This is a genomic window from Pseudomonas sp. TH39(2020) (assembly GCF_016650715.1).
In the GTDB taxonomy this organism is placed as follows: domain Bacteria; phylum Pseudomonadota; class Gammaproteobacteria; order Pseudomonadales; family Pseudomonadaceae; genus Aquipseudomonas; species Aquipseudomonas mandelii_C.
The window spans coordinates 714951-740199 of sequence record NZ_JAEKFF010000006.1; the positions used below are offsets into that span (position 1 = coordinate 714951).

The window sequence follows — 25249 nt, forward strand, 5'->3', positions numbered from 1 at the left end:
TGCTCCTTGCGGGTTAATCACTGTCCGCAGGTTCTAACCCGTGACCAATCTCAACCAGCCTGAAACGCCCAAACCGGCCATTCGCAGCGTGTTGATCGCCCTGATGCTGGCGATCTTTCTGGGCGCGCTGGACCAGACCATCGTCGCCGTGTCGATGCCGGCCATTTCCGCACAATTCAAGGACGTCAGCCTGCTGGCCTGGGTGATTTCCGGCTACATGGTGGCAATGACGGTGGCCGTGCCGATCTACGGCAAATTGGGCGATCTGTACGGTCGCCGCACGTTGATGCTGTTTGGCATGGGAATGTTCACGGTCGCTTCGTTTTTCTGCGGCATGGCCCAGAGCATGGAGCAATTGGTGCTGGCGCGGATTCTTCAAGGCATCGGTGCTGGCGGGATGATTTCGGTCAGCCAGGCGATCATTGGCGACATCGTGCCGCCCCGGGAACGTGGCCGCTATCAAGGCTATTTCAGCAGCATGTACGCAGTGGCCAGCGTGGCCGGCCCGGTACTCGGCGGTTACATGACCGAGTACCTGTCATGGCGCTGGGTATTTCTGATCAACCTGCCGTTGGGCCTCGGTGCCTGGCTGGTGGCCAATCGAACGTTGGTGGGTTTGCCAGTGCCGCAACGCAAACCGATCATCGATTACCTCGGCACATTGTTGATGATCATCGGCTTGACCGCCTTGTTGCTGGGCATCACCCAGGTCGGTCAGGGCCATTCGTGGCGCAGTGCCGAAGTGCTGGGCCTGCTCGGTTGTGCGGTGTTGGTACTGGCGCTGTTCGTCTGGCATGAACGCCGGGCGCGGGAGCCGCTGCTGCCGATGCATTTGTTCGCCAATCGCAATGCGATCCTGTGCTGGTGCACGATTTTCTTCACCAGTTTCCAGGCGATCTCGCTGATTGTGTTGATGCCGCTGCGCTTCCAGAGCGTGACCGGCGCTGGGGCCGACAGCGCCGCGCTGCACCTGTTGCCGCTGGCGATAGGTTTGCCGATCGGGGCGTATGTCGCCGGCCGCCGAACCTCGGTGACCGGGCGCTACAAACCCATGATTCTGACCGGGGCCCTCATCATGCCCCTCTCGATTCTCGGTATGGCGTTCAGTCCTCCCCAGGCCTTTGTGCTCAGTAGTCTGTTCATGTTGCTCAGCGGGATCGCTAGCGGCATGCAGTTCCCGACGTCCCTGGTCGGAACGCAGAACGCGGTGGCACAACGGGACATCGGTGTCGCCACCAGCACCACCAACCTGTTCCGCTCACTGGGCGGTGCGGTGGGTGTGGCCTTGATGTCGGCACTGCTGCTGGCGTTGTTGCAGGACTCAAGTTTTGCCCACCTGGCCGGCTCTTCGATGATTGCCGAGGGCAGTTCGGGGAATGTCTTGCTCGATGGTTTGAACGCCGCGCCGGGGGATGCGCAGAACGCCTTGCGCGCTGAACTGCTGCTGACCTTTCAACATTTGCTGATGGTCAGCGCGGCGGTGTCGCTGCTGGGGCTGGCGGCCGCGGTTGCCATGCCGAACATGGTGTTGCGTGGGCGGGAAGACAAGGTTCGCTGATACCTCCGACTGATCGTTCCCACGCTCTGCGTGGGAATGCAGCCCGGGACGCTCCGCGTCCCAAGAGCGGACGCAGAGCGTCCATTGAGGCATTCCCACGCAGAGCGTGGGAACGATCACGGTAATCCATCAAGGGCTGTAATACCCGACAGCCACCAGAAAATGCCCGACCTTTTTCAGGTAGGCATGCTTGTCCTCGACCTTGCCGGTCACCGGGTTTTTCCAGCGGTACTCGTATTCGCCGTAGTCCTGCTTGGCCATCAGCGCCAGGATCGGCTCCCCAACCGGCTTGCCTTCCGGATCCTTGATCTTGCTGAAATCGGTATTGATCAACCGCAGGTTGGTGCCATGGGCGACATAACGCTGGTTATTCAGGTCGACGACGAAGACGTACAGGTCATCCTGCAAGTAACCGCCCTTGAGGGAGTTGATGGCGGTGAGCGTACCCTTCTCGTCCTTGGCCAGATCGGCCGCCGCTTTGTTCAGCAACGCCATCGCCTGTTCCGCTGAGGCCCGTGGCAAGTAGTAACCGACCGCGAGGATCCGCTGACCGATGCGCTGGTAGAACACATGCTTGCGTTCGACCTTGCCGTCGGACCAGTTCTGCCAGCGGTATTCGGCCTGCTGGATGCCATTGCCCTCCGGCACTTTCAAGGCGTCTTTGAAGGCTTTCTGCAAATCCGGCCCGAGCACATCGGACACATCACGGCCAATCAACGCCGAAGACGGCCCGCCACTGGCAAGCATCACGCCTTGGGTGTCGACCACGAACACGTAACGATCCTTGTCGACAAACTCGCCCTGACGGCTGAAAGCAGCGAAGGCCTTGTCGCCATGGTCGTGGTAGTACGCCAGGGCTTTTTCCAGCAAGGCTTTGGCAGCCTGGCTGTCGTCCTTTTCCGTGCCGGCGGCTTGAACCTGGCCAAGACACAGCAAAAGCATCACGCCCAGCAAGGCCAACCTATGCAAAAACCCCATTGCGCATCCCTCGTTCTTGTTGGTGTTTCAAGAGCGTAGACGGCAATGGGGTATGTATGGATATTCAGCGAATGGCAGTGTGTAAGGAAATCATTCCCGGGGCATCCGGGAATGATTCATGGCTCAAGGCCGGGCGCGCAGCTGCTGCTGCAGATTCTGAATCTGCGCCTGAAGGGAGTTGATGGTGCGGGTGACCTGGCTACGGAAGGCATCGAATTCGGCGGTATTGGTCCCGCCTGGTGTCGCGGCCGGGCGATTGTCCTGTTGGCTTTTGAGAATAATGACTTCCTGCTCCAGACGCTCGATGGCGGCGCTCGGGTTGCCTTGTTTCTTCAGGGCAACGATGTCGGAGCCAAGGCTTTTAAGTTGCGCGTCGAATTTGTCTGTGTCCGCCGGGTTGCTTTTCAGCACGGCTACATCGCTGTTCAAGACTTTGACCTGAGCCTGCAATTGAATGGTGGCGGTCTGTTGCTCAGTGGTCTGAGCGGTCATCTGCGCCAAGCGCTTATCCAGATCAGTGGTTTGGGCAGTCATCTGTGCCAGACGCTTGTCCAGATCGGTGGTCTGGCCGAGGACGCCTTGCTGCTGTTTACTTTGATCCTGGAGCTTGCTTTCCAGCTGTTTGATTTGCAGCTTCAAGGCTTCGCTGTCGCTGCTGACGTTGGTCTGACTGGCGACAACCTTGCCGGAAATGTCCTGCAAGCGCCCCGCCGCATCCTCACTGATACGCGCGAAACTTTCCTGGGTCGCCACCAATTGCTGTTCCATCAGCGAGAGCTGCTGGAAGCTCCACCAGGCAAGGCCTGCAAACGCAAAGAACAAGGCGCCGACCAGCGCCCACAGCGGGCCGGTGCTCGGGCTTTTGACTTTGACGACGGGCGCGGTCCGCGAATGCACGGAGGTGCGAGCGGTGGTCGGAAAATCATCGTCGTCGAGGCTGTCGGCACGCAGGCTCGGTACATCGTCGAAGTCGTCGTTGGCATCGTTACGCATGGACATTGAGTCAACCTTTGTGGAACGCGGTGATGGCTTGATGCGGCGCAGTATAACCCCCACTGCCGCATCGATTGACCCTCAACCCCGAACTCGGTTCAGTGTGGCGGCGCTAACCCATGCCTTAGCGAATGTCCTGGGCCTTCCACCAGCCGCAGAATTCATCGAGGGCGGTCCAGAGACTGACTTTGGGATCGTAGTCCAGATAATGCCGGGCGCGACTGATGTCCAGGGTGAAATTTTTGTTCATCACCTGCATGCCCAAGCGCGACAGGGTCGGCTCGGGACGACCCGGCCACACCTTGCACACTCCCTCGTTGAGCGCCGCCACGGTGTAGGCCAAACCGTAGGAACGGTAGCGGGTAACCTGTGGGACATCCATCTTGCGCATCACGTAGTTGACCACGTCCCACAACGGCACCGGCGTGCCGTTGCTGATGTTGTAGGCCTTGCCCAATGCCGAACCACTGGCCAGCAAACTGCTGAGCAACGCTTCATTGAGGTTTTGCACGCTGGTGAAATCAACCTTGTTCAGGCCGTTGCCGATGATCGCGAGCCGTCCTTTACGCTGCATTTTCAGCAGCCGCGGAAAGATGCTCATGTCACCAGCCCCCGTCACGAAACGCGGGCGCAGGGCCAGGGTTTCGAGGCCGAACTCCTGAGCGCCGAACACTTTTTGCTCGGCCAGGTATTTGGTCGCGGCGTAGGGATGCTTGAAGCGCTTGGGCACCTGTTCTTCGGTCAGCCCCAGGTGATCGCGGCCATCGAAGTAGATCGACGGCGACGACAAGTGCACCAGTCGGCGAACCCGCTGTTTCAGACAGGCCTCGACCACGTTTTCCGTGACCTGCACGTTGCCTTGATGGAAGTCCTGATAACGCCCCCACAAACCGACCGCACCGGCGCAATGCACCACGGCTTCGACGTCTGAGCACAGGTCGTGTGCCAGTTCCGGGTCGCTCAAGTCACCCTGGATGAACTCGGCGCCACGGCGCACCAGATGCTCCACACTTTCGGCCCGGCGACCGTTGACCCGCACGTCCAGGCCCTGCTCCAGGGCAAAACGCGCAAAGCGCCCGCCGATGAAGCCGCTTGCGCCGGTAACCAGAATTTTCATGAATTGCTCCGAATATTTCGTTTTGCGTTTTGCATATTGCGTGAGGTCTTGACGCTGCCTGTCAGTCCAACGGCACCAGCCATTGCTTCGACGAACGCACCAACTGATCGGTCAGTAACCCCAGCAACTGACCACCATTGCGCCAATGATGCCAGTACAGCGGCACATCGATCGGCTTATCGGGCAAAAGCTCTACCAATACACCGCGTTCCAGTTGCTCGCGCACCTGCAGTTCAGGCACCAGGCCCCAACCGAGTCCCGCTTCCGTGAGACGGATGAAGCCTTCCGACGAGGGGCATAGATGGTGTTCGAATCCGCCATCGACGCCGAGGGACGCAAGGTAGCGATGCTGTAGGAAATCGTCCGGGCCAAACACCAACGCGGGCGTTTTCGACAACAGATCGGCGCGCACGCCTTCAGGGAAATGCCGGGCAATAAATGCCGGGCTGGCCAATGCACGGTAGCGCATGGCCCCCAACAAAACGCTGCGGGCGCCGGCCACCGGGCGCTCGCTGGCGCAGATGCACGCGGCCACTTCGCCAGCGCGCATGCGTTTGAGGCCCACCGTCTGGTCTTCGACGACCAGATCCAGCAGCAGGTGTTGCTCGGCGCAGAAATCACTGACGGCTGCAGCCCACCACGTGGCCAGACTGTCGGCGTTCAAGGCGATGCGCAGGCGTTCCGGCAGACCTTCTTCGTCGAGTGCCGGCACCAAGGTTTGCAAGTCCCGTTCAAGTAAACGCACCTGCTGCACATGGTTGAGCAGCCGTCGGCCGATTTCGGTCGGGGCCGGCGGTGTTACCCGCACCAGCACCGGTTGGCCGACCCGCGCCTCGAGCAATTTGATGCGCTGGGAGATCGCCGATTGCGACAAGCCGAGCACCTGCGCAGCTCGTTCGAACCCGGCCTGCTCGACCACCGCGGCCAGGGCAGAAAGCAATTTATAGTCGAACATCAGTTTTCCTAATGAGCGATCAGCAAGATTGGTTTTTCTTATACAGCTTTGCACTGGAGAATAGCCAGCAAGAACTCTTCAACAAGGATCATCGACATGGCTGGCGAAACTTCATTGGCAACCCTGCTGCGCAGCATGAGCCCGCAACTTAACGTCGGCGAATACGTGTTCTGCACCCTGCGCGACGGCAAGTTGCCGGCAAGTCTTGAGATTGTCGGCAGCTTTCGCGAGCAGGAAGGTCTGACGGTGATTCTGGAACGCTCCCACGCCGAGAAGGCCGGTTTCAGCTTCGATTACGTCGCGGCCTGGATCACCTTGAACGTGCACTCGGCCCTCGAAGCCGTCGGCCTGACCGCCGCATTCGCCACGGCATTGGGCCAGGCCGGCATCAGTTGCAACGTGATCGCTGGCTATTACCACGACCATTTATTCGTCGGCCAGGCCGATGCCGAACGCGCCCTGCACGTGCTGCGGGATCTGGCGGCCAACGCGGAGTAAACATCTTATGTGGCAAAGCTATGTAAACGGCCTGTTGGTGGCCGCGGGGCTGATCATGGCGATCGGTACTCAGAATGCGTTTGTGTTGGCCCAGAGCCTTAGGCGCGAACATCACCTGCCCGTGGCGGCACTGTGCGTGATCTGCGATGCCTTGCTGGTGGCCGCCGGGGTATTCGGCCTGGCGACGGTGCTGGCGCAAAACCCGACGCTTTTAGCGGTTGCCCGTTGGGGTGGCGCGGCGTTTCTGATTTGGTATGGCAGCCTGGCGTTGCGTCGGGCCTGCTCGAAACAGAGCCTGCAACAGGGCGAAAACCAGACCGTGCGCTCGCTGCGCGCGGTGATGCTCAGTGCTTTGGCCGTAACGCTGCTTAACCCGCACGTTTATCTGGATACCGTGTTGCTGATTGGCTCTCTCGGTGCTCAACAAACCGAGCCCGGCGCTTATGTCGTGGGCGCGGCCAGTGCGTCGTTGCTGTGGTTTTTCACCCTGGCATTGGGCGCCGCGTGGCTCGCGCCATGGCTGGCCCGGCCGAGCACTTGGCGGATTCTCGATCTATTGGTGGCGGTGATGATGTTTGCCGTGGCCTTTCAATTGATCGCCGCTGGCTGATTATTCCAAAAGGCTCTGGAACCTCTATCCCACACAGTTGTTGCGTGGTTATGCCGCCCCCCCGGTGCTATGATCCGGTCCGATGCGCCGCAAAGAGTACAAACTCCCCGGCGCTTGTCTGGCCGCCCGTGATCGGCCTTGCGCTCACCGCAACTGACCTGATTAGGAGAATCATCATGGCTTTCGAATTGCCGCCGCTGCCTTACGCACACGATGCCCTGCAGCCGCACATTTCCAAGGAAACTCTGGAATACCACCACGACAAGCACCACAACACCTATGTCGTGAACCTGAACAACCTGGTGCCAGGCACCGAGTTCGAAGGCAAGACTCTGGAAGAAATCGTCAAATCTTCCTCGGGCGGTATCTTCAACAACGCCGCTCAGGTCTGGAACCACACTTTCTACTGGAACTGCCTGGCGCCAAACGCCGGCGGTCAACCAACCGGCGCACTGGCTGAGGCAATCAATGCAGCCTTCGGTTCGTTCGACAAGTTCAAGGAAGAGTTCAGCAAGACTTCCATCGGCACCTTCGGTTCCGGTTGGGGCTGGCTGGTGAAAAAGGCTGACGGTTCCCTGGCCCTGGCCAGCACCATCGGCGCCGGCAACCCGCTGACCAACGGCGACACCCCGCTGCTGACCTGCGACGTCTGGGAACACGCTTACTACATCGACTACCGCAACCTTCGTCCAAAATACGTCGAAGCGTTCTGGAACCTGGTCAACTGGAAATTCGTGGCTGAGCAGTTCGAAGGCAAAACCTTCACCGCTTAAGATCGACGCCAGTCAAAAAAACCCGGCTTTTGCCGGGTTTTTTTATGCACCAGGAAAAGTCTTGGGGCGGCAGTTGGACCTTCGCGAGCAGGCTCGCTCCCACAAGGACACCACTGTACTTGTGGGAGCGAGCCTGCTCGCGAAGAACGATGACGCGGTAGAACTGACTGAACGCCTATTCCTGCGGGTCGACGATATCCAACGCCCGATTAACGGCTAAGTCCGCCAACATGACGATCTGCGCAATGGCCAACGCCGTGCTGCGCTGGGAGCCGGTCAGGTAGGTGGCGAAATCACTGGCCAAGACGTTGGCTGAAGCCAATGACTCACAGGCGTGGGCCAGGAGGGATTCGGTATCCATGTCGGGGGCGATCATGAACATGGTGTTGGGACTGTAGGGTTTGGTGATGTTGAAGGGTGGGTCGGGGATTAATTTATCCACTTACATAGCCTTTTGAGTTTGGAGCCATCGATTCCCGATCTCACTCGAAGAAGAGGTGGCAGCTATGTGCAGGGTGAGATCACCGGCAAAAGGAACCCGGCCGGACCGAAGTCCGCCCGCACACAGCCGCCATAAAACAATTGCTGACAGCCTGGAGCTGGCGGCAATTATGGAGGGCCTAGCGCTGGTTTCCAATTGCTTAGTCGGGGATCTCACTCCCGATCGCTGATTTTCAGCGACAGCCAAAAGGTTATTGAACCCGCTTCCTACGGGCAACCTGAAAACCTCGTGGGAAAGGTCTGGTTTTTTTACCGCTATTTAAACGTACGCATCCGTTGCCCGTGCAGCCGCCATCGCGAGCAGGCTCGCTCCCACAGGGAATCGGCGCATGCCTTTCGCACCTCACCACTCAACAGGCCGAGCGTTAGCTCGCCTGCAGCTCTTGACCTTGATCCACCCGCCCCTTCGGGAGGCTGAGTGGAGGTGTTCATCCGGGGAGTGGCGCGCAGCGCCGTTCGACGCAGTCGAACACATCGAGAGGAGGTCGAAGCGAAGCCGACCGGAGGCGATGCCCCCAGATGAATACCGGAGCGAAGGAACGCCGAGCCCAGGCGAGGGGCCGGACGCTTGGGGCGAGCGTTTTTTTGCTTACTTTTTTTAGGCGTTTGTAAAAAAAGTGAGTCGCCGTAAGGGCGAAACCCCAAGTGGCCGTTACCGCAGAAATGGATATGTACACCGGGTGTATCCGCAAAACCAGGGCGATTTCCCAAGATGAAACCAGCCTTCAGCCCCTTGCCCCACCGCCACAGCCGTCTAACATCAATCAAACGGAAAATATGTCCAAATCCCCCTCAAGTTGAAGGACCCAACAACCGACACAGTACAACCAGTACAAATACTCCAGACAACAGCATTTCAGCCAAGCTACAGGCAAAACCCCATGTGATTGATTGTCCCTTTGACTGCCATCACCGGATTGCCAATACTCATGGCAACTTGACGCTACCCGCACGGAACAAGGAATGACTCTTTGAAGCTGGAACTCAAGAACAGCTTGTCGGTGAAGTTGCTTCGGGTCGTGCTCCTGTCGGCATTGATCGTCGGCGTGGTCTTGAGCTGCGCACAGATCGTTTTTGATGCCTATAAAACACGCCAGGCCGTGGCCAGCGATGCCCAACGCATCCTCGACATGTTCCGCGACCCCTCGACCCAGGCCGTCTACAGCCTGGACCGGGAAATGGGTATGCAGGTGATCGAAGGCCTGTTTCAGGACGACGCTGTGCGCAAGGCCTCCATTGGCCATCCCAGCGAAGCCATGCTCGCGCAAAAGTCTCGCGAGCTGCAGCATTCCGACAGTCGCTGGCTGACCGACCTGATCCTCGGCAAGGAACGCACCTTCACCACCCAGCTGGTGGGTCGCGGCCCTTACAGCGAGTATTACGGCGACTTGAGCATCACCCTCGACACCGCCACCTACGGCCAGGGTTTCATCGTCAGTTCGGTGATCATCTTCATCTCCGGCGTGTTGCGTGCGATGGCCATGGGGCTGGTGCTGTACCTGGTCTATCACTGGCTGCTGACCAAGCCGCTGTCGCGGATCATCGAGCACCTCACGGAAATCAATCCGGATCGCCCCAGCGAACACAAAATCCCGCTGCTCAAGGGGCATGAAAAGAACGAACTGGGGATCTGGATCAACACCGCCAACCAGTTGCTCGAGTCCATCGAGCGCAACACCCATTTGCGCCACGAAGCGGAAAACAGCCTGCTACGCATGGCGCAGTACGACTTCCTCACCGGCCTGCCGAACCGCCAGCAATTACAGCAACAACTGGACAAAATCCTGGTCGACGCTGGCAAGTTGCAACGTCGGGTCGCGGTATTGGTGGTCGGCCTCGACGACTTCAAGGGCATCAACGAACAATTCAGCTACCAGACCGGCGACCAACTGCTGCTGGCTCTGGCCGATCGCCTGCGAGCTCACAGCGGACGCCTTGGCGCCCTCGCCCGCCTCGGCGGCGACCAGTTCGCCCTGGTTCAGGCCGACATCGAACAACCCTACGAAGCGGCCGAACTGGCCCAAAGCATTCTCGATGACCTGGAAGCGGCATTTGCCCTCGACCATCAGGAGATTCGCCTGCGCGCCACCATCGGCATCACCCTGTTCCCCGAGGACGGTGACAGCACCGAGAAACTCCTGCAAAAAGCCGAGCAGACCATGACCCTGGCCAAGACTCGCTCGCGCAACCGTTATCAGTTCTATATCGCCAGCGTCGACACCGAGATGCGCCGCCGTCGCGAGCTGGAAAAAGACCTGCGCGACGCCCTGGCCCGCGATCAGCTCTACCTCGTCTACCAACCGCAGATCAGCTATCGCGATCACCGGGTAGTGGGTGTCGAGGCGCTGATTCGCTGGCAGCATCCCGAGCACGGGCTGGTGCCGCCGGACTTGTTCATCCCCCTGGCCGAGCAGAACGGCACCATCATCGCCATCGGCGAATGGGTGCTGGATCAGGCGTGCAAGCAATTGCGCGACTGGCATGACCAGGGTTTCGTCGACCTGCGCATGGCGGTGAATCTGTCCACTGTGCAGCTGCACCACGCCGAGTTGCCACGGGTGGTCAACAATTTGCTGCAGATGTATCGCCTGCCACCGCGCAGCCTGGAGCTGGAAGTCACCGAAACCGGTCTGATGGAAGACATCAGCACGGCCGCCCAGCACCTGCTGAGCCTGCGCCGCTCCGGCGCGCTGATCGCGATCGACGACTTCGGTACCGGTTACTCGTCACTGAGTTATCTGAAAAGCCTGCCGCTGGACAAGATCAAGATCGACAAGAGCTTCGTTCAAGACCTGCTCGATGACGACGACGATGCGACCATCGTTCGGGCCATCATCCAGCTGGGCAAGAGCCTGGGCATGCAGGTGATTGCCGAAGGCGTGGAAACCGCCGAGCAAGAGGCCTACATCATCTCCGAGGGCTGTCACGAAGGTCAGGGCTATCTCTACAGCAAGCCGCTGCCGGCGCGGGAATTGAGCGCATATCTGAAACAGGCCCAACGCAGCAACGCGGCTATTTTGTAAAAAATCAAAAGATCGCAGCCTCGTTTCACTCTGTAGGAGCTGTCGAGTGAAACGAGGCTGCGATCTTTTGATCTACCTCACGGGTCTCCGTGAATAAGAAATATTTCCAGGTACAACCCTTTACAGATAATGCGAAAGATTTGCATTATGTCGCAGCTTTGCGCGCTTGCTGCGCCATTCCACCCCTCTCGAAGCAGGATGTTCGCCATGATTCGTATGCCTCTGGCTACCGCCAGTCTGTTGGCCATCGCTATTTCCCTCGCCGGTTGTGGCGAAGGCAAAGACAAAGCTGTCGCTGCGCAAGCACCGACTCCGGCCGCCAGCACCACGGCCCCTGCGGCTGCACCTGCCGCTGCCAGTAAAGTCGACGAAGCCGCCGCCAAAGCCGTTGTCGCGCATTATGCCGACATGGTCTTCGCCGTTTACAGCGATGCCGAATCCACCGCGAAGACCCTGCAAACCGCCATCGATGCCTTCCTTGCCAAACCAAACGCCGACACCCTGAAAGCCGCCAAGGCTGCCTGGATTGCTGCGCGCGTTCCTTACCTGCAGAGCGAAGCGTTCCGTTTCGGCAACACCATCATCGACGACTGGGAAGGTCAGGTGAACGCCTGGCCACTGGACGAAGGCCTGATCGACTACGTCGACAAATCCTACGAGCACGCACTGGGTAACCCGGGCGCCACGGCCAACATCATCGCCAACACTGAAGTTCAGGTCGGCGAAGACAAGGTCGAAGTGAAAGACATCACCCCCGCAAAACTCGCCAGCCTGAACGAGCTGGGAGGTTCCGAGGCCAACGTCGCCACCGGCTACCACGCCATCGAATTCCTGCTCTGGGGCCAGGACCTGAACGGCACCGGCCCTGGCGCCGGCAACCGCCCAGCTTCCGACTACCTGGAAGGCAAAGGCGCAACCGGCGGTCACAACGATCGTCGTCGCGCTTACATGAAGTCCGTGACCCAACTGTTGGTCAGCGACCTGGAAGAGATGGTCGGTAACTGGAAACCGAACGTGGCCGACAACTACCGCGCCACCCTCGAAGCCGAGCCAGCTGAATCCGGCCTGCGCAAAATGCTGTTCGGCATGGGCAGCCTGTCCCTGGGCGAACTGGCGGGCGAGCGCATGAAGGTTTCCCTGGAGGCCAACTCCCCGGAAGACGAACAGGATTGCTTCAGCGACAACACCCACAACTCGCACTTCTACGATGCCAAAGGCATTCGCAACGTGTACCTGGGCGAATACACCCGTGTCGACGGTACCAAAATGACCGGCGCCAGCCTGTCGTCCCTGGTGGCCAAGGCTGACCCGGCTGCCGATACTGCGCTGAAAACCGACCTGGCGGCGACCGAAGCCAAGTTGCAGGTCATCGTCGATCACGCCAACAAGGGTGAGCACTACGACCAACTGATCGCCGCCGGCAACACCGCTGGCAACCAGATCATCCGCGACGCGATCGCCTCCCTGGTCAAGCAGACCGGTTCGATCGAAGCCGCGGCTGGAAAACTGGGCATCAGCGACCTGAACCCGGACAACGCTGATCACGAATTCTGATCAACGCTGGCTGAATAAAAAGGCGACCTCCGGGTCGCCTTTTTTCATTTCAGGGCTGGCTGGCTTTTTGGCCCAAGGTGCCCAATTCAATCGGCGTCTTGATGTAAAACAGGGAAATATCTTCGGCATCCAAACGCTGAAACAGGCATGTCAGCTCGTCTTCCGTGAGGGCCAGGCGGACTTCAATGGGCTGATCGGCCAGTTCGAAAAGATGCGAAGAGTGCAACTGTCCGGAATGCCCAAAGCCCTCGATGCCAGTGGTCATTGTCGCGCCGCGCAAACCCAGTTCCTTGGCCTGATCGACTATCCACTCGCCAAGCATCCTGCCCTCATGACGGCGACTCTGTTGGGTAAAAAAAATCACCAGAAAACCGTCCATGATTGACCTCCCGCAGAATGCGCAAAACCTACAGGTTCAGCATAGCTTCGCTGACTCTCGCAGGATGACCCGACTGTCCGCGTACTGACAGCCGGGCATAACCGGGGACTGAACGCTTAAAGGCGCGGATACCTTGCGGATGCATTGCCTCACATCAAGTAAACGATAATTCCTCTTATTCAATCTCCCCTGCCCTGTTAGACTTTGCGCCCTTGTTTTGCTCGTCTTGCAGGATGTCTGATGCCCTCGCTGCCTCTTCGCTTGTCCGCACTGTTGCTGGCCCTGGGCCTGAGTGCCTGCGATGACGCCCCACGTTTTACCGAGGCCGAACCCGGTGAAGCCCGGTCCGGTGGCAGCGCAACCGTGCGCAAGACCGATCAGAACTCATTTTCCCTGCCCTCCGCCAACCTGCCGCCATCACGGCGCGTGGACTTCAGTGTCGGCAACAGCTTTTTCCGTAATCCCTGGGTGATCGCTCCGTCGACCACCACCGCCCGGGATGGCCTCGGCCCGCTGTTCAACACCAACGCCTGCCAGAACTGCCACATCAAGGACGGCCGCGGTCATCCGCCCATGCCTGATGCGCAGAACGCCGTGTCGATGCTGGTACGCCTGTCGATTCCCGATACGCCGGCCTATGCCAAGGTCATCGAGCAACTCGGTGTCGTCCCGGAGCCGGTCTACGGCGGACAATTCCAGGACATGTCCGTGCCGGGTGTCGTGCCGGAAGGCAAAGTGCGCGTCGATTACACGCCCGTTCCGATTCGCTTCAGGGACGGCACCGAAGTCGAGTTGCGCAAACCGACGTTGCAGATCACCCAGCTCGGCTACGGCCCGATGCACCCTGACACGCGTTTCTCGGCCAGGGTCGCCCCGCCAATGATTGGCCTGGGCCTGCTCGAAGCGATCCCCGACGAGGCGATCCTGGCCAATGCCGACGCTCAGGCAAAAGCGAAGAACGGGATCGCCGGGCGGCCGAACCGGGTCTGGGATGACGCGCAGCAAAAAACCGTCCTTGGGCGATTTGGCTGGAAGGCCGGGCAACCGAACCTCAATCAACAGAATGTTCACGCGTTTTCTGGCGATATGGGTCTGACCACGAGCCTGAGAACCGTCGACGATTGCACCGCCGCGCAAACCGCCTGCAAACAGGCACCGAATGGCAATGGCCCGGAGGGTGAGCCGGAAGTCAGCGACAACATCCTGCGTCTGGTGCTGTTCTACAGCCGTAACCTCGCCGTACCGGCCCGCCGCGATGTCAGCGCCCCCGAGGTGCTGGCCGGCAAGACCCTGTTTTTCCAGGCCGGGTGCCAGTCCTGCCACACCCCGAAATACACCACCGCCGCCAACGCCGCCGAACCTGAACTGGCCAATCAAGTGATTCGCCCTTACAGCGATCTGCTGCTGCATGACATGGGCGACGGTCTGGCCGACCACCGTACCGAATTCCAGGCCAGCGGCCGCGACTGGCGCACCCCGCCGTTGTGGGGCATCGGCCTGACGCAGGCGGTCAGTGGCCACACCCGGTTTTTGCACGATGGCCGCGCCCGCAATCTGCTCGAAGCCGTGCTCTGGCATGGCGGCGAAGCCACAGCGGCGCAGCAACAGGTTTTGTCTTTCAATGCCGAGCAGCGCGCTGCGTTGCTGGCGTTCTTGAATTCTCTTTAATACGTATTCCATAGCGGGAGCCCGACATGTTCCGTCCCAAATTGTTGTTCACCAGCCTTGCCGCACTCGCCTTGGGCGCCTGTTCACCGCAGGATCCGCAGGCCGTCACTTCGGCGGCGATCGCCAAGTCGGTGATCCTGCCGACCTACACGCGCTGGGTTGAAGCCGACCGCCAACTGGCCGTCAGCGCTCTGGCCTACTGCGAAGGCAAGCAAAACCTCGACACCGCCCGCGCCGACTTCCTGCATGCGCAGAAAGCCTGGGCCGAGCTGCAACCATTGCTGATCGGGCCACTGGCCGAAGGCAATCGCGCCTGGCAGGTGCAGTTCTGGCCGGACAAGAAAAACCTCGTCGGCCGTCAGGTCGAGCAACTGGTCACCGCACAGCCGCAGATCGATGCCGCCGCTCTGGCCAAGTCGAGCGTTGTGGTGCAAGGCCTGTCCGCCTACGAATACATCCTGTTCGACAGCAAGCCTGATGTGGCCAACGCTGAACAGAAAGCCAAGTACTGCCCGCTGCTGATCGCGATTGGCGAGCGTCAGAAACAACTGGCCGAAGAGATTCTGAAAAGCTGGAACAACACCGACGGTATGCTCGCGCAGATGAGCAAATTCCCGAACCAGCGCTACGCCGATTCCCACGAAGCCATCGCCGATCTGCTGCGTGTGCAAGTCACCGCCCTCGACAGCCTGAAGAAAAAACTCGGCACGCCGATGGGCCGTCAGACGAAGGGTGTGCCGCAGCCGTTCCAGGCCGATGCATGGCGCAGCCAGTCGTCTCTGACGGGCCTCGAAGCCAGCCTCGCCGCCGCCAAAACGGTCTGGGAAGGCGTCGACAACAAAGGCCTGCGCGGCCTGTTGCCGAGCGAGCAGAAAGCGTTGGCCGACAAGATCGACGCCGCTTACGCCGCGTCCCTGAAACTGTTCGCCAGCAACCAGCGCTCGCTGACCGAGATGCTCAATGACGACGCCGGTCGCCAGCAACTCAACGACCTCTACGACAGCCTCAACGTCGTCCACCGCCTGCACGAAGGCGAGCTGGCCAAGGCGCTGGGCATCCAACTGGGCTTCAACGCCAACGATGGTGACTGATGAGGGCAAGTTCCATGCTGCGACGCCAGGCTCTGACGTTAGGTAGTTTGCTGCTGGGTGCGGTGACGCTGGGCGGCTGGACGCTGTTCAAGCAAAAGACAAAAGCCCGCTGCTGCTTTCGGCGCGGGACGATACCGACGGCAAGCACTACGCCGTCGGTTACCGGCTGGACGGCACCCGGGTGTTTGCCACCCAGGTCGGCCAGCGTTGCCACGACATCATCAACCACCCGACGCTGCCGATTGCGCTGTTCGTCGCCCGTCGTCCGGGTACCGAGAGCTACCTGATCGACCTGCGCGACGGCACGCTGCTGCAAACCGTGACGTCGTTGCCGAACCGGCACTTCTATGGTCATGCGGTGATTCACAAGAGCGGCGACTGGCTGTACGCCACCGAGAACGACACCTCCGATCCGGGTCGAGGTTTGCTCGGTGTGTATAAGTTCGAAGGTGAGCGGCTGGTGCACAGCGGTGAGATTTCGACCCACGGCGTCGGCCCGCATCAGGTGTCGTGGATGCCCGATGGTGAAACCCTGGTGGTGGCCAACGGCGGCATTCGCACCGAGGCCGAAAGCCGCGTCGAGATGAACCTCAACGCCATGGAACCGAGCCTGGTCCTGATGCAACGCGACGGCACCCTGCTGAGCAAGGAAACCCTCGCCCAGCAGATGAACAGCGTGCGTCATTTGGGGATTGCCAGCGATGGCACCATCGTCGCCGGTCAGCAGTTCATGGGGCCGTCTCACGAGTCGTCGGAGCTGCTGGCGATCAAGCGGCCCGGCCAGCCGTTCGTGGCCTTCCCGGTGCCTGAGCATCAATTGCAAGCCATGGGGCATTACACCGCCAGCGTCGCGGTGCACAGCGAACTGCGCCTGGTGGCGTTGACCGCGCCACGGGGCAACCGCTTTTTCATCTGGGACCTGGACAGCGGTGAAGTGCGCCTGGACGCGCCGCTTCCCGATTGCGCCGGGGTCGGCGCGGTAGCCGATGGCTTTGTCGTGACCTCGGGTCAAGGGCGATGCCGGTACTACGATTGCCGTCAGACAGATTTGATTGCAAAACCGCTGGAGCTTCCCGCAGGGCTTTGGGACAACCACCTTCACCTCATCTAATCACAACCCTCTGTAGCAGCTGGCGCAGCCTGCGTTCGGCTCGGTCCGCGCTCGGGCGCAGCAGTCGCAAATCCTGACACCGTGGTTTGCCTGGCACACTGAGGTGCATGATGTCACGACGGCTCCGCCGCCGAACGCAGGCTGCGCCAGCTGCTACAGGTCGGGGGCGATGCCTACCTGTAAGTTCTGCCAGTTGGAATCAACCTCCCACTCAGAGTAATGTGCCCGACTGTCTCACCTGATTTTCTCCAAGGAAGTGGAAATATGCTGCGTCGCCGCATGCTGATCATGTTGGGTGTTGTTTTGCTGATCGTGCTGGTCCTGGCCGGTTACAAAGCCTTCTCCATCTATACGATGATTCAGGGTTTTGCTGCGCCGAAACCGGCGATCAGTGTCGCCGTGGCCACGGCCACCGAACGGCCGTGGCAAGCACGCCTGCCTACCGTCGGCACGCTCAAGGCGCTGCAAGGCGTGGACCTGAGCCTGGAGACCGACGGCACCGTCATCGATTTGCAGTTCGAGTCAGGGCAGAAGGTCAAGGTCGGCCAACCACTGCTTCTGCTTGATAGCGTGGTAGAGACCGCCCTGCTCGAAACCGCTCAGGCCGACCTGGGGCTGGCGCAGCTCGATTACGGTCGCGGCAGTCAACTGGTGGGCAGCCAGGCCATTTCCAAAGGCGAATTCGACCGGCTCTCGGCGGTGTTGAAAAAGAGCCGGGCCACGGTGAATCAGCTCAAAGCGGCGCTGGCCAAAAAACGCTTGCTCGCACCGTTCAGCGGGACCATCGGTATTCGTCAGGTGGACATCGGTGACTATCTCGCCAGCGGCACCATGATCGCCACCCTGCAAGACCTCAGCAGCCTCTATGTAGACTTCTTCGTGCCCGAGCAGTCGGTACCGAAAATCGCCCTCGGCCAACCGGTGCAGATCATTGTCGCGGCCTACCCGACACAAACCTTCCCCGGCACCATCAGCGCGATCAACCCGAAAGTCGAAAACAGCACGCGCAATGTCCAGGTCCGCGCGACCTTGGCCAACCCCGACGGCAAACTGCTGCCGGGGATGTTCGCCAGCCTGCAAGTGTTGTTGCCCGACCCGCAGCCGCGCATCGTCGTGCCGGAAAGCGCGATTACTTACACGCTGTACGGCAACTCGGTCTATGTCGTTGCGCAGAAAAAAGCCGAAGACGGCAGCCTGGAAAAAGACGACAAGGGCCAACCGATCCTGATCGCCGAACGGCGTTTCATCGAAACCGGTGAGCGCCGCGATGGGCAAGTGATGATCACAAAAGGTGTGCAGAACGGCGAAAAAGTGGTCACGGCCGGCCAGATCAAACTGGACAACGGCGCACACATTGCGATCAGCGACGACAAGACCTTAGCCGAGAAGAACAGCCCGCCGCGCGCGGACTGATCAAGGAATCCCCATGGCTTTTACCGACCCGTTCATCCGTCGCCCGGTGCTCGCCACCGTGGTCAGCCTGTTGATTGTGCTGCTGGGCTTCCAGGCCTGGAGCAAGTTGCCGCTGCGCCAATATCCACAAATGGAAAACGCCCTGATCACGGTGACCACCGCTTATCCCGGGGCCAACGCCGAAACCATTCAGGGCTACATCACCCAACCGATGCAGCAAAGTCTGGCCAGTGCCGAAGGTATCGACTACATGACCTCGGTCAGTCGCCAGAACTTCTCGGTGATCTCGATCTACGCGCGCATCGGCTCCAACAGCGACCGGTTGTTCACCGAACTGCTGGCCAAAGCCAACGAGGTGAAGAACCAACTGCCTCAGGACGCCGAAGACCCGGTGCTGAGCAAGGAAGCTGCCGACGCCTCGGCACTGATGTACATCAGCTTCTTCAGCAAGGAACTGAGCAACCCGCAGATTACCGACTACCTGTCGCGGGTCATCCAGCCGAAACTGGCGACCCTGCCGGGCATGGCCGAAGCCGAGATTCTCGGCAACCAGGTATTTGCCATGCGTCTGTGGCTGGACCCGGTCAAGCTCGCCGGTTTCGGCCTGAGTGCCAGCGACGTGACCGATGCCGTGCGCAAATACAACTTCCTCTCCGCCGCCGGCGAAGTGAAAGGCGAGTACGTCGTCACCAGCATCAACGCCAATACCGAGCTCAAATCCGCCGAAGCCTTTGCCGCGATTCCGCTCAAGGTCGAGGGCGACAGTCGCGTGCTGCTCAGCGATGTGGCGCGGGTTGAAATGGGTGCGGAAAACTACAATTCGATCAGCTCCTTCGGCGGCACCCCTTCGGTGTACATCGGCATCAAGGCCACGCCCGGCGCCAACCCGCTGGACGTGATCAAGGAAGTGCGCAAGATCATGCCGGACCTGGAAGCCCAGCTGCCGCCGAACCTCAAAGGTGAAATCGCCTACGACGCCACGCTGTTTATCCAGGCCTCGATCAACGAGGTGATCAAAACCTTGTTCGAGGCGGTGCTGATCGTGATCGTGGTGGTGTTCCTGTTCCTCGGCGCGCTGCGTTCGGTGGTGATCCCGGTAGTCACCATCCCGCTGTCGATGATCGGCGTGATGTTCTTCATGCAGATGATGGGCTACTCGATCAATCTGCTGACGTTGTTGGCGATGGTTTTGGCCATCGGCCTGGTGGTGGACGACGCCATTGTGGTGGTTGAAAACATCCACCGGCACATCGAAGAAGGCAAGACGCCGCTGGATGCAGCCATCGAAGGCGCCCGGGAAATCGCCATGCCGGTGGTCTCGATGACCATCACGCTGGCGGCGGTCTATGCGCCGATCGGTTTCCTGACGGGACTCACGGGGGCGCTGTTCAAGGAGTTCGCCCTGACCCTGGCCGGCGCGGTGGTGATTTCCGGTATCGTCGCCCTGACCCTGTCGCCGATGATGTGCGCCTTATTGCTGCGCCACGACGAAAATCCCAGCGGCCTGGCCCATCGCCTGGATCGGATATTCGAAGGCCTCAAGCGCCGCTACCAAAGCATGCTTCATGGCACCCTCAATACCCGGCCGGTGGTGCTGGTGTTCGCGGTGATCGTGCTGTGCCTGATTCCGGTGCTGCTCAAGTTCACCAAGTCGGAACTGGCGCCGGACGAGGACCAGGGCATCATTTTCATGATAGCCAGCGCCCCGCAACCGGCCAACCTCGACTACCTGAGCGCGTACACCGACGAGTTCGTCACGATCTTCAAGACGTTTCCCGAGTACTACTCGTCGTTCCAGATCAATGGCTTCAACGGCGTGCAATCGGGGATCGGCGGCTTCCTGCTCAAACCGTGGAACGAACGCAGCCGCACTCAGATGGCGATCCTCCCCGAGGTCCAGCGCAAACTGGAGAGCATTTCCGGGCTGCAGATCTTCGGCTTCAACCTGCCTTCCCTGCCTGGTACCGGCGAGGGGCTGCCGTTTCAGTTCGTCATCAACTCCGCCAACGATTACGACTCGCTGCTGCAAGTGGCCGACCGAGTCAAAAAAAGGGCAATGGAGTCCGGCAAATTCGCCTTCGTCGACCTCGACCTGGCGTTCGACAAGCCTGAAGTGGTGGTGGATATCGATCGCGCCAAGGCCGCACAGATGGGTGTTTCCATGCAGGACCTGGGCGGGACGCTCGCGACGTTGCTGGGTGAGGCGGAGATCAACCGCTTCACCATTGAAGGTCGCAGCTACAAAGTCATCGCGCAGGTCGAACGGCCCTTCCGGGATAACCCCGACTGGCTGAATAACTATTACGTCAAGAACACCCAAGGCCAACTGCTGGCCCTGTCGACCCTGATCACCGTGACCGACCGGGCGCGTCCACGGCAGTTGAACCAGTTCCAGCAACTCAACTCGGCCATCCTGTCCGGGGTGCCGCTGGTCAGCATGGGAGAAGCGATCGACACTGTGCGCCAGATCGCTCGGGAAGAGGCACCGGTGGGTTATGCCTTCGACTATGCCGGCGCATCACGGCAATACGTCCAGGAAGGCAGTGCGCTGTGGGCCACCTTCGCCCTGGCGCTGGCGATCATTTTCCTGGTACTGGCGGCCCAGTTCGAAAGCTTCCGCGATCCGCTGGTGATTCTGGTGACCGTGCCTTTGTCGATCTGTGGTGCGCTGATCCCGCTGTTCCTGGGCTGGTCGAGCATGAACATTTACACCCAGGTCGGTCTGGTGACGTTGATCGGGCTGATCAGCAAACACGGAATCCTGATCGTCGAATTTGCCAACCAGTTACGCAAGGACAAAGGCCTGACGCCGCGCGAAGCCGTGGAGGAAGCAGCGGCCATTCGTCTGCGTCCGGTGTTGATGACCACTGCTGCGATGGTGTTCGGTATGGTGCCGTTGATCATCGCCACGGGGGCGGGCGCCGTCAGCCGGTTCGACATTGGCATGGTGATCGCCACAGGGATGTCGATCGGGACGTTGTTTACGTTGTTTGTGCTGCCGTGCGTGTACACGCTTTTGGCGAAACCCGATAAACCCTAGGGAATGCAGCACAACCCTGTGGGAGCGAGCAGGCTCGCTCCCACAATGGTTAATGTACGACCTTGGTCAACGGGAATAAAAAAGGCCTCGCATTAGCGAGGCCTTTTATTTGGGCTTCAATCTGTTCAACTTTGTGGCCTCAATCCTTGAGAAAGTCCGAACATGAACAGCAAAAAATCATGATCGGGTTGGGATGCCACGGATGCCTTCGCAACACGTGGCAATGGACAGTGTGCGCCGCCGTTCACTGAACTGAGGACTTGCGTGCGGGGCTGCTCCCAAGCCGCCACCGCGAGTGAAGCAACTGCCAAGGCTCCTATTAAAAATACACCTCGTGCAATTTCGAGTTTCATTGCTATAAACCCTTGATAGCGCTGCCAAACGCCGTCTTATAAAAGTAGACGAGTTTCTGCCAGTCCGTCGTGCTGAACGACGAGTGGCGACGCAGTTGCTTCATGTCATGAATCGCCGCTTGCCGGGAGGTCCAACGCTGCCGGCCTTTCTCCAGATCGATCAAGGCCACTTCAACCTTGGCAGCCTCGCCTTCGCCGGTGATGCGCACGAATACGTGCTTGAAGTAGAGGCAGCCATGCTGCCAGCAGCCCTTGTGCATCCGGGCCAGGCTCTCGGCCAGTTCCTTCAACACTCGATCATGCACAGCCTCACCGTGATGCTCGCGACCGCCGCCAGCGTACCAGTGTTCGATTTCCTCGAAGCCGTCCAGCGACTTGGTGATCAGCAATGCGCGCCATTTATGCACCGGATCACGCTGTGCACCGCAGAAAACGATTTCCGGAACGAGAACGTCGAGCAGTTTCAGGCCGATGAGCGCATCGCGCTCGCGCAACACCGTGGGCCGACCGAACGGGTGCAGCAAGCTGCGATGGATATGCCCGGTCTGACGTTTAACGTAAAGCAGCTGTCCATTGCTGCTCACGACGCGCTGCACGCCGCTTTCTCCACCGCGACGGACGTTGGGTTCTTCTACCCACTCACCGCGCTGATTCCAAAAATAATCGAAGCGGTCCTGAGGAGCGACTTCCGTTTCTGCTGCACATTGCACTGCCATTCTGTTACCTCTTGCGTAATACGTAGACCCGCCACATGGCATAGAGCGGTAAAAAGTCGAGTTGTTCCTGAATATGAAAACCCGCCTGCTCGAATTCCTTTTCAACCGTAGCAGCCGGTAACACAAATCGATTTTGGTAACCTTCCTGCCCACGGGTTTTCTCGGCGCGCTTGCGTTTCCACGCTTTGAAATTGCCGTCCACCCACACAGAAAGGATCACGCTATCACGCGTGACGCGCTCGAATTCACGCAAAATAGCCAGTCGATGCTCGGCTTCACCGATGTGATGGAGCAAACGCATGCAGAAAATGCTGTCGACGGCGTTATCAGGCAAGGCAATGTCGAATGCAGAAGTGTGCAAGGGTTGTACCCGTTTCACTACCGCGGCAGGTTGCGCCTGCATGGCAACCTTCAGCATGGATTCAGAGTTGTCGGCCCCAATGATCGCACGATTGGTTTTTTCCGCCAGCAATGGCCAAAAGCGCCCCGCACCGCAGGGCAAATCGAGGATCAGCCCCGGCTCACCAGCCAGTGCCAACGCCTTGCGCGCCAGTTGCTCGTCACGCCAGTGGGACAGGCGGCGGCCAAGGCCATCCTTGTGTTTGCGCAGGTATTGTTGAGCGTGTTGATCGTCGTATTTTTCGGAAAAATCCAGTTTGATCGGGCCGTCCATCATCAAGGTTTCCTGAGCTGCTGATGGCTCCCACGATAGGTAGCGCCGTGTCAGCGTCAGGTCATGCCGTTGTGAAAAAAATGTCATGTAAAACCCCGAATTATTTCGAGCTTTTGCAGGGAGGCAACGATGGCTCTGGGCCGTTGCGACCGATCAACTCACATCCGACGTAAACAACTCCACCTGAAAACGACAACCATTGGGCTCCATGTTCGTCAGGCTGACGCTCCAACCCTGGTTTTCACAGATCCGTTGCACCAGCGAAAGCCCCAGGCCCAGGCCTTCGCCGCGCTTCTCGCTGCCCCGCACGAAGGGCTCGAACATCGCCTCGCGTTTTTCCTCGGGAATACCCACCCCACTGTCTTCGACGATGAAACCGGTGGCGGTCAGCGTCAGGCGAATAAACCCGTGCTCGGTGTAATGCAGCGCATTACGCAGCAGGTTGCCCATGACCGCGTGCAGAAGGGTTGCGTTGTAGCAGGAGTTTGCCGGATTGCCCGGTTCAAAGATCAGCGTCAATCCCTTGGACTCGATCGGCTCGCGCCACAGATTGAGCAGTCCATCGGCGACCTGGTTCAGGGTTTGCTGGGGCGACATGCTGGCGTCTTCACGTTGTTTGCGGGCCAACATCAGAAAGGTTTGCACCAGCTCGCGCATCTCTTCACAGGCGCGGGCGATTCGCTCGACCTGAGCACGACCACGCTGATCGATGCCGGGGTTTTCCAGCAGCAGCTCGCAGGAACTGGCCAGCACCATCAATGGCGTGCGCAGTTCGTGGCTGACGTCACTGGTGAACAACCGTTCGCGGGTCAACGCCTGGCGCAAGCGCCCAAGGGTGGCATCGAAGGCCACGGCCAACTCACCGACCTCATCGGCGGCGTAATCCGGCGCCAGTGGTGGCGCCAGACCTAACAATTGATCACGGTGACGGACCTGGCGGGCCAGCCGCACCACGGGCGCCATCACTTTGCGAGCCAATACCCATCCGAGAAACACCGCCAATGCCAGGCTCAGGATGAAGCCCACCAGCACCACGGCAAACAGCACCCGCTCGCGCTCTTCGAAATCACTTTGATCTTGCAACAGCACGTAACGCCGGCCGTCGACGATTTCGACCATCGCGTGATACGACAACTGCTCACGAAACACTTCGTGAAAACCCGGGTCCAGATGTCGCAGATCCTTGGGTAACTGAAAATCGCCCGGCCCGCCGCTGAAATAGAACAGTTGGTCCGGCTCAGGACGATGGTTCCAGTCCATGACACTGTCCATCAGCAACAGCCGTTGTAAATCTCCCCCCAGACCTGCCGAAATCAGTTTTTCTTCCACCAGGTGCACAGTCGCCACAATGCCCATGGCAAAGGCTCCCGCGACCAATGCGCTCATCAGCGCAAAGGCGATGATGATCCGTTGAGCAAGGCTCTGCTTAAACTCCATCACGGCCCTCGGCCAAGCGATAACCCACACCGTGCACGGTTTGCAGCAACGGTTTGTCGAAAGGCTTGTCGATCACCTGGCGCAACTGATGGACGTGGCTGCGCAGGCTGTCGCTGTCCGGGCAGTCATCACCCCACAGCGCCTCTTCGAGAATTTCGCGGCGCAGTACATGAGGACTTTTTTGCATCAGCACGGCCAGCAACTTCAGTCCCACCGGGTTGAGTTTCAGCAGACGACCTTCGCGGGTCACTTCCAGGGTATCGAGGTCGTAGATCAGATCGCTGACCTGCAAGGTGCGACGGCCGCCCCCCTGGGCGCGACGCATGACCGCCTCGATGCGCGCCGCCAATTCAGATAGCGCAAAGGGTTTGATCAGGTAGTCATCGGCGCCGGATTTGAAGCCTTGCAGCCGGTCGTCCAATTGATCGCGAGCGGTGAGCATGATCACCGGCGTGTCGCGGCGCGCGTCTTCACGCAGACGTTTGCACAGGGTGTAACCGTCGATGCCAGGCAACATGATGTCGAGCACGATCAAGTCGTAATGCTCGGTGGCCGCCAGGTGCAAGCCTGATAAACCGTCCTGCGCGCAATCCACGGTATAACCCTTGAGCCCCAGGTAATCGGCCAGATTGGCCAGGATATCGCGGTTGTCTTCAACCAATAGAATTCGCATGGGTCTCTCCTGCGTACACAGTAACGGCCGTCTTGGCCCGCGCAGCTTAAGGCCAAGTGTGGCTGAGGGCTAGGGTTACGGGCCTAGGAATCGATTCGCTCAACCACATTATGGCGTTAACATGTTTTTCACTAT

General features: G+C 59.6%; 21 protein-coding genes and 1 pseudogene. 11 read left to right on the plus strand and 11 right to left on the minus strand.

Annotated elements, in window-relative coordinates; all coding sequences use genetic code 11:
• Positions 1–40 precede the first annotated feature (40 nt).
• The gene (locus JFU47_RS11345) at positions 41–1558 is read left to right on the plus strand and encodes an MDR family MFS transporter (protein ID WP_140676946.1); all 1518 of its coding nucleotides are present in this window, start codon (positions 41–43) and stop codon (positions 1556–1558) included.
• 129 nt (positions 1559–1687) lie between these two features.
• On the opposite strand, the gene JFU47_RS11350 is transcribed toward JFU47_RS11345, so the two are convergent.
• The 4 genes from JFU47_RS11350 to JFU47_RS11365 form a co-directional block, all read right to left on the minus strand.
• Positions 1688–2536 carry a cache domain-containing protein gene (locus tag JFU47_RS11350; RefSeq protein ID WP_201183010.1) on the minus strand — a complete coding sequence of 283 codons (849 nt, stop codon included), beginning with the start codon at positions 2534–2536 and terminating at the stop codon, positions 1688–1690.
• A gap of 123 nt (positions 2537–2659) precedes the next feature.
• A complete protein-coding gene (locus JFU47_RS11355; protein ID WP_201183012.1) occupies positions 2660–3535 on the minus strand; it encodes an ATPase in 876 nt (291 codons plus the stop codon).
• Between the two features lie 118 nt (positions 3536–3653).
• Complete coding sequence (locus tag JFU47_RS11360) at positions 3654–4646, minus strand: NAD-dependent epimerase/dehydratase family protein (RefSeq protein ID WP_201183015.1); 993 nt, start codon at positions 4644–4646, stop codon at positions 3654–3656.
• A 61-nt stretch (positions 4647–4707) separates the two neighbouring features.
• A complete protein-coding gene (locus JFU47_RS11365) occupies positions 4708–5601 on the minus strand; it encodes a LysR family transcriptional regulator ArgP (RefSeq protein WP_076028448.1) in 894 nt (297 codons plus the stop codon).
• Between the two features lie 96 nt (positions 5602–5697).
• Here JFU47_RS11365 and JFU47_RS11370 point away from each other — a divergent pair, with 96 nt between their 5' ends.
• From JFU47_RS11370 to JFU47_RS11380, 3 genes are all read left to right on the plus strand, one after another.
• Entirely contained in the window at positions 5698–6099 is a 402-nt protein-coding gene (locus JFU47_RS11370) for an ACT domain-containing protein (protein WP_201183017.1), read from the plus strand.
• A gap of 7 nt (positions 6100–6106) precedes the next feature.
• Complete coding sequence (locus tag JFU47_RS11375; protein WP_140893501.1) at positions 6107–6709, plus strand: LysE/ArgO family amino acid transporter; 603 nt, start codon at positions 6107–6109, stop codon at positions 6707–6709.
• A gap of 176 nt (positions 6710–6885) precedes the next feature.
• Complete coding sequence (locus JFU47_RS11380) at positions 6886–7482, plus strand: superoxide dismutase (protein WP_008156084.1); 597 nt, start codon at positions 6886–6888, stop codon at positions 7480–7482.
• A 175-nt stretch (positions 7483–7657) separates the two neighbouring features.
• On the opposite strand, the gene JFU47_RS11385 is transcribed toward JFU47_RS11380, so the two are convergent.
• Positions 7658–7924, minus strand: a complete 267-nt coding sequence (locus JFU47_RS11385) for a DUF6124 family protein (protein ID WP_201183019.1) — start codon at positions 7922–7924, stop codon at positions 7658–7660.
• A 1030-nt stretch (positions 7925–8954) separates the two neighbouring features.
• Between JFU47_RS11385 and JFU47_RS11390 the strand changes: the two genes are divergently transcribed.
• Together JFU47_RS11390 and JFU47_RS11395 are read left to right on the plus strand one after the other, a co-directional pair.
• Positions 8955–11006 carry a putative bifunctional diguanylate cyclase/phosphodiesterase gene (locus JFU47_RS11390; RefSeq protein ID WP_201183021.1) on the plus strand — a complete coding sequence of 684 codons (2052 nt, stop codon included), beginning with the start codon at positions 8955–8957 and terminating at the stop codon, positions 11004–11006.
• Positions 11007–11213: 207 nt separating this feature from the next.
• Positions 11214–12560, plus strand: coding sequence for an imelysin family protein (locus tag JFU47_RS11395; protein WP_201183023.1), 1347 nt, complete (start codon positions 11214–11216; stop codon positions 12558–12560).
• Between the two features lie 49 nt (positions 12561–12609).
• Here JFU47_RS11395 and JFU47_RS11400 read toward each other — a convergent pair whose 3' ends face one another.
• Complete coding sequence (locus JFU47_RS11400; protein ID WP_123369312.1) at positions 12610–12939, minus strand: DUF190 domain-containing protein; 330 nt, start codon at positions 12937–12939, stop codon at positions 12610–12612.
• 240 nt (positions 12940–13179) lie between these two features.
• On the opposite strand from JFU47_RS11400, the gene JFU47_RS11405 reads away from it, so the two are divergent.
• The 5 genes and pseudogenes from JFU47_RS11405 (at position 13180) to JFU47_RS11425 (ending at position 21262) form a co-directional block, all read left to right on the plus strand.
• Positions 13180–14607: a di-heme oxidoreductase family protein gene (locus JFU47_RS11405; RefSeq protein ID WP_201183025.1), complete on the plus strand. Its 1428-nt coding sequence runs from the start codon at positions 13180–13182 to the stop codon at positions 14605–14607.
• A gap of 26 nt (positions 14608–14633) precedes the next feature.
• Complete coding sequence (locus tag JFU47_RS11410) at positions 14634–15698, plus strand: imelysin family protein (protein WP_123369310.1); 1065 nt, start codon at positions 14634–14636, stop codon at positions 15696–15698.
• A 14-nt stretch (positions 15699–15712) separates the two neighbouring features.
• A pseudogene (locus JFU47_RS11415) lies at positions 15713–16809 on the plus strand (DUF1513 domain-containing protein).
• 264 nt (positions 16810–17073) lie between these two features.
• Positions 17074–18222 carry an efflux RND transporter periplasmic adaptor subunit gene (locus tag JFU47_RS11420; protein ID WP_140676971.1) on the plus strand — a complete coding sequence of 383 codons (1149 nt, stop codon included), beginning with the start codon at positions 17074–17076 and terminating at the stop codon, positions 18220–18222.
• A 13-nt stretch (positions 18223–18235) separates the two neighbouring features.
• Positions 18236–21262, plus strand: a complete 3027-nt coding sequence (locus JFU47_RS11425; RefSeq protein ID WP_201183027.1) for a multidrug efflux RND transporter permease subunit — start codon at positions 18236–18238, stop codon at positions 21260–21262.
• Between the two features lie 125 nt (positions 21263–21387).
• Here JFU47_RS11425 and JFU47_RS11430 read toward each other — a convergent pair whose 3' ends face one another.
• The 5 genes from JFU47_RS11430 to colR all read right to left on the minus strand — a co-directional run bounded on the left by JFU47_RS11430 (position 21388) and on the right by colR (position 25114).
• On the minus strand, positions 21388–21615 hold the full coding sequence (locus JFU47_RS11430; protein ID WP_123368486.1) for a hypothetical protein: 228 nt from the start codon (positions 21613–21615) through the stop codon (positions 21388–21390).
• Between the two features lie 2 nt (positions 21616–21617).
• The gene (locus JFU47_RS11435) at positions 21618–22331 is read right to left on the minus strand and encodes a lipopolysaccharide kinase InaA family protein (RefSeq protein WP_201183029.1); all 714 of its coding nucleotides are present in this window, start codon (positions 22329–22331) and stop codon (positions 21618–21620) included.
• Positions 22332–22335: 4 nt separating this feature from the next.
• Entirely contained in the window at positions 22336–23004 is a 669-nt protein-coding gene (locus JFU47_RS11440) for a class I SAM-dependent methyltransferase (protein ID WP_201185205.1), read from the minus strand.
• A 153-nt stretch (positions 23005–23157) separates the two neighbouring features.
• Entirely contained in the window at positions 23158–24441 is a 1284-nt protein-coding gene (locus JFU47_RS11445) for a sensor histidine kinase (protein ID WP_201183032.1), read from the minus strand.
• Entirely contained in the window at positions 24431–25114 is a 684-nt protein-coding gene (gene colR / locus JFU47_RS11450; protein ID WP_201183034.1) for a two-component system response regulator ColR, read from the minus strand. The genes JFU47_RS11445 and colR overlap by 11 nt, the downstream gene beginning before the upstream one ends.
• Between the last annotated feature and the right edge of the window lie 135 nt (positions 25115–25249).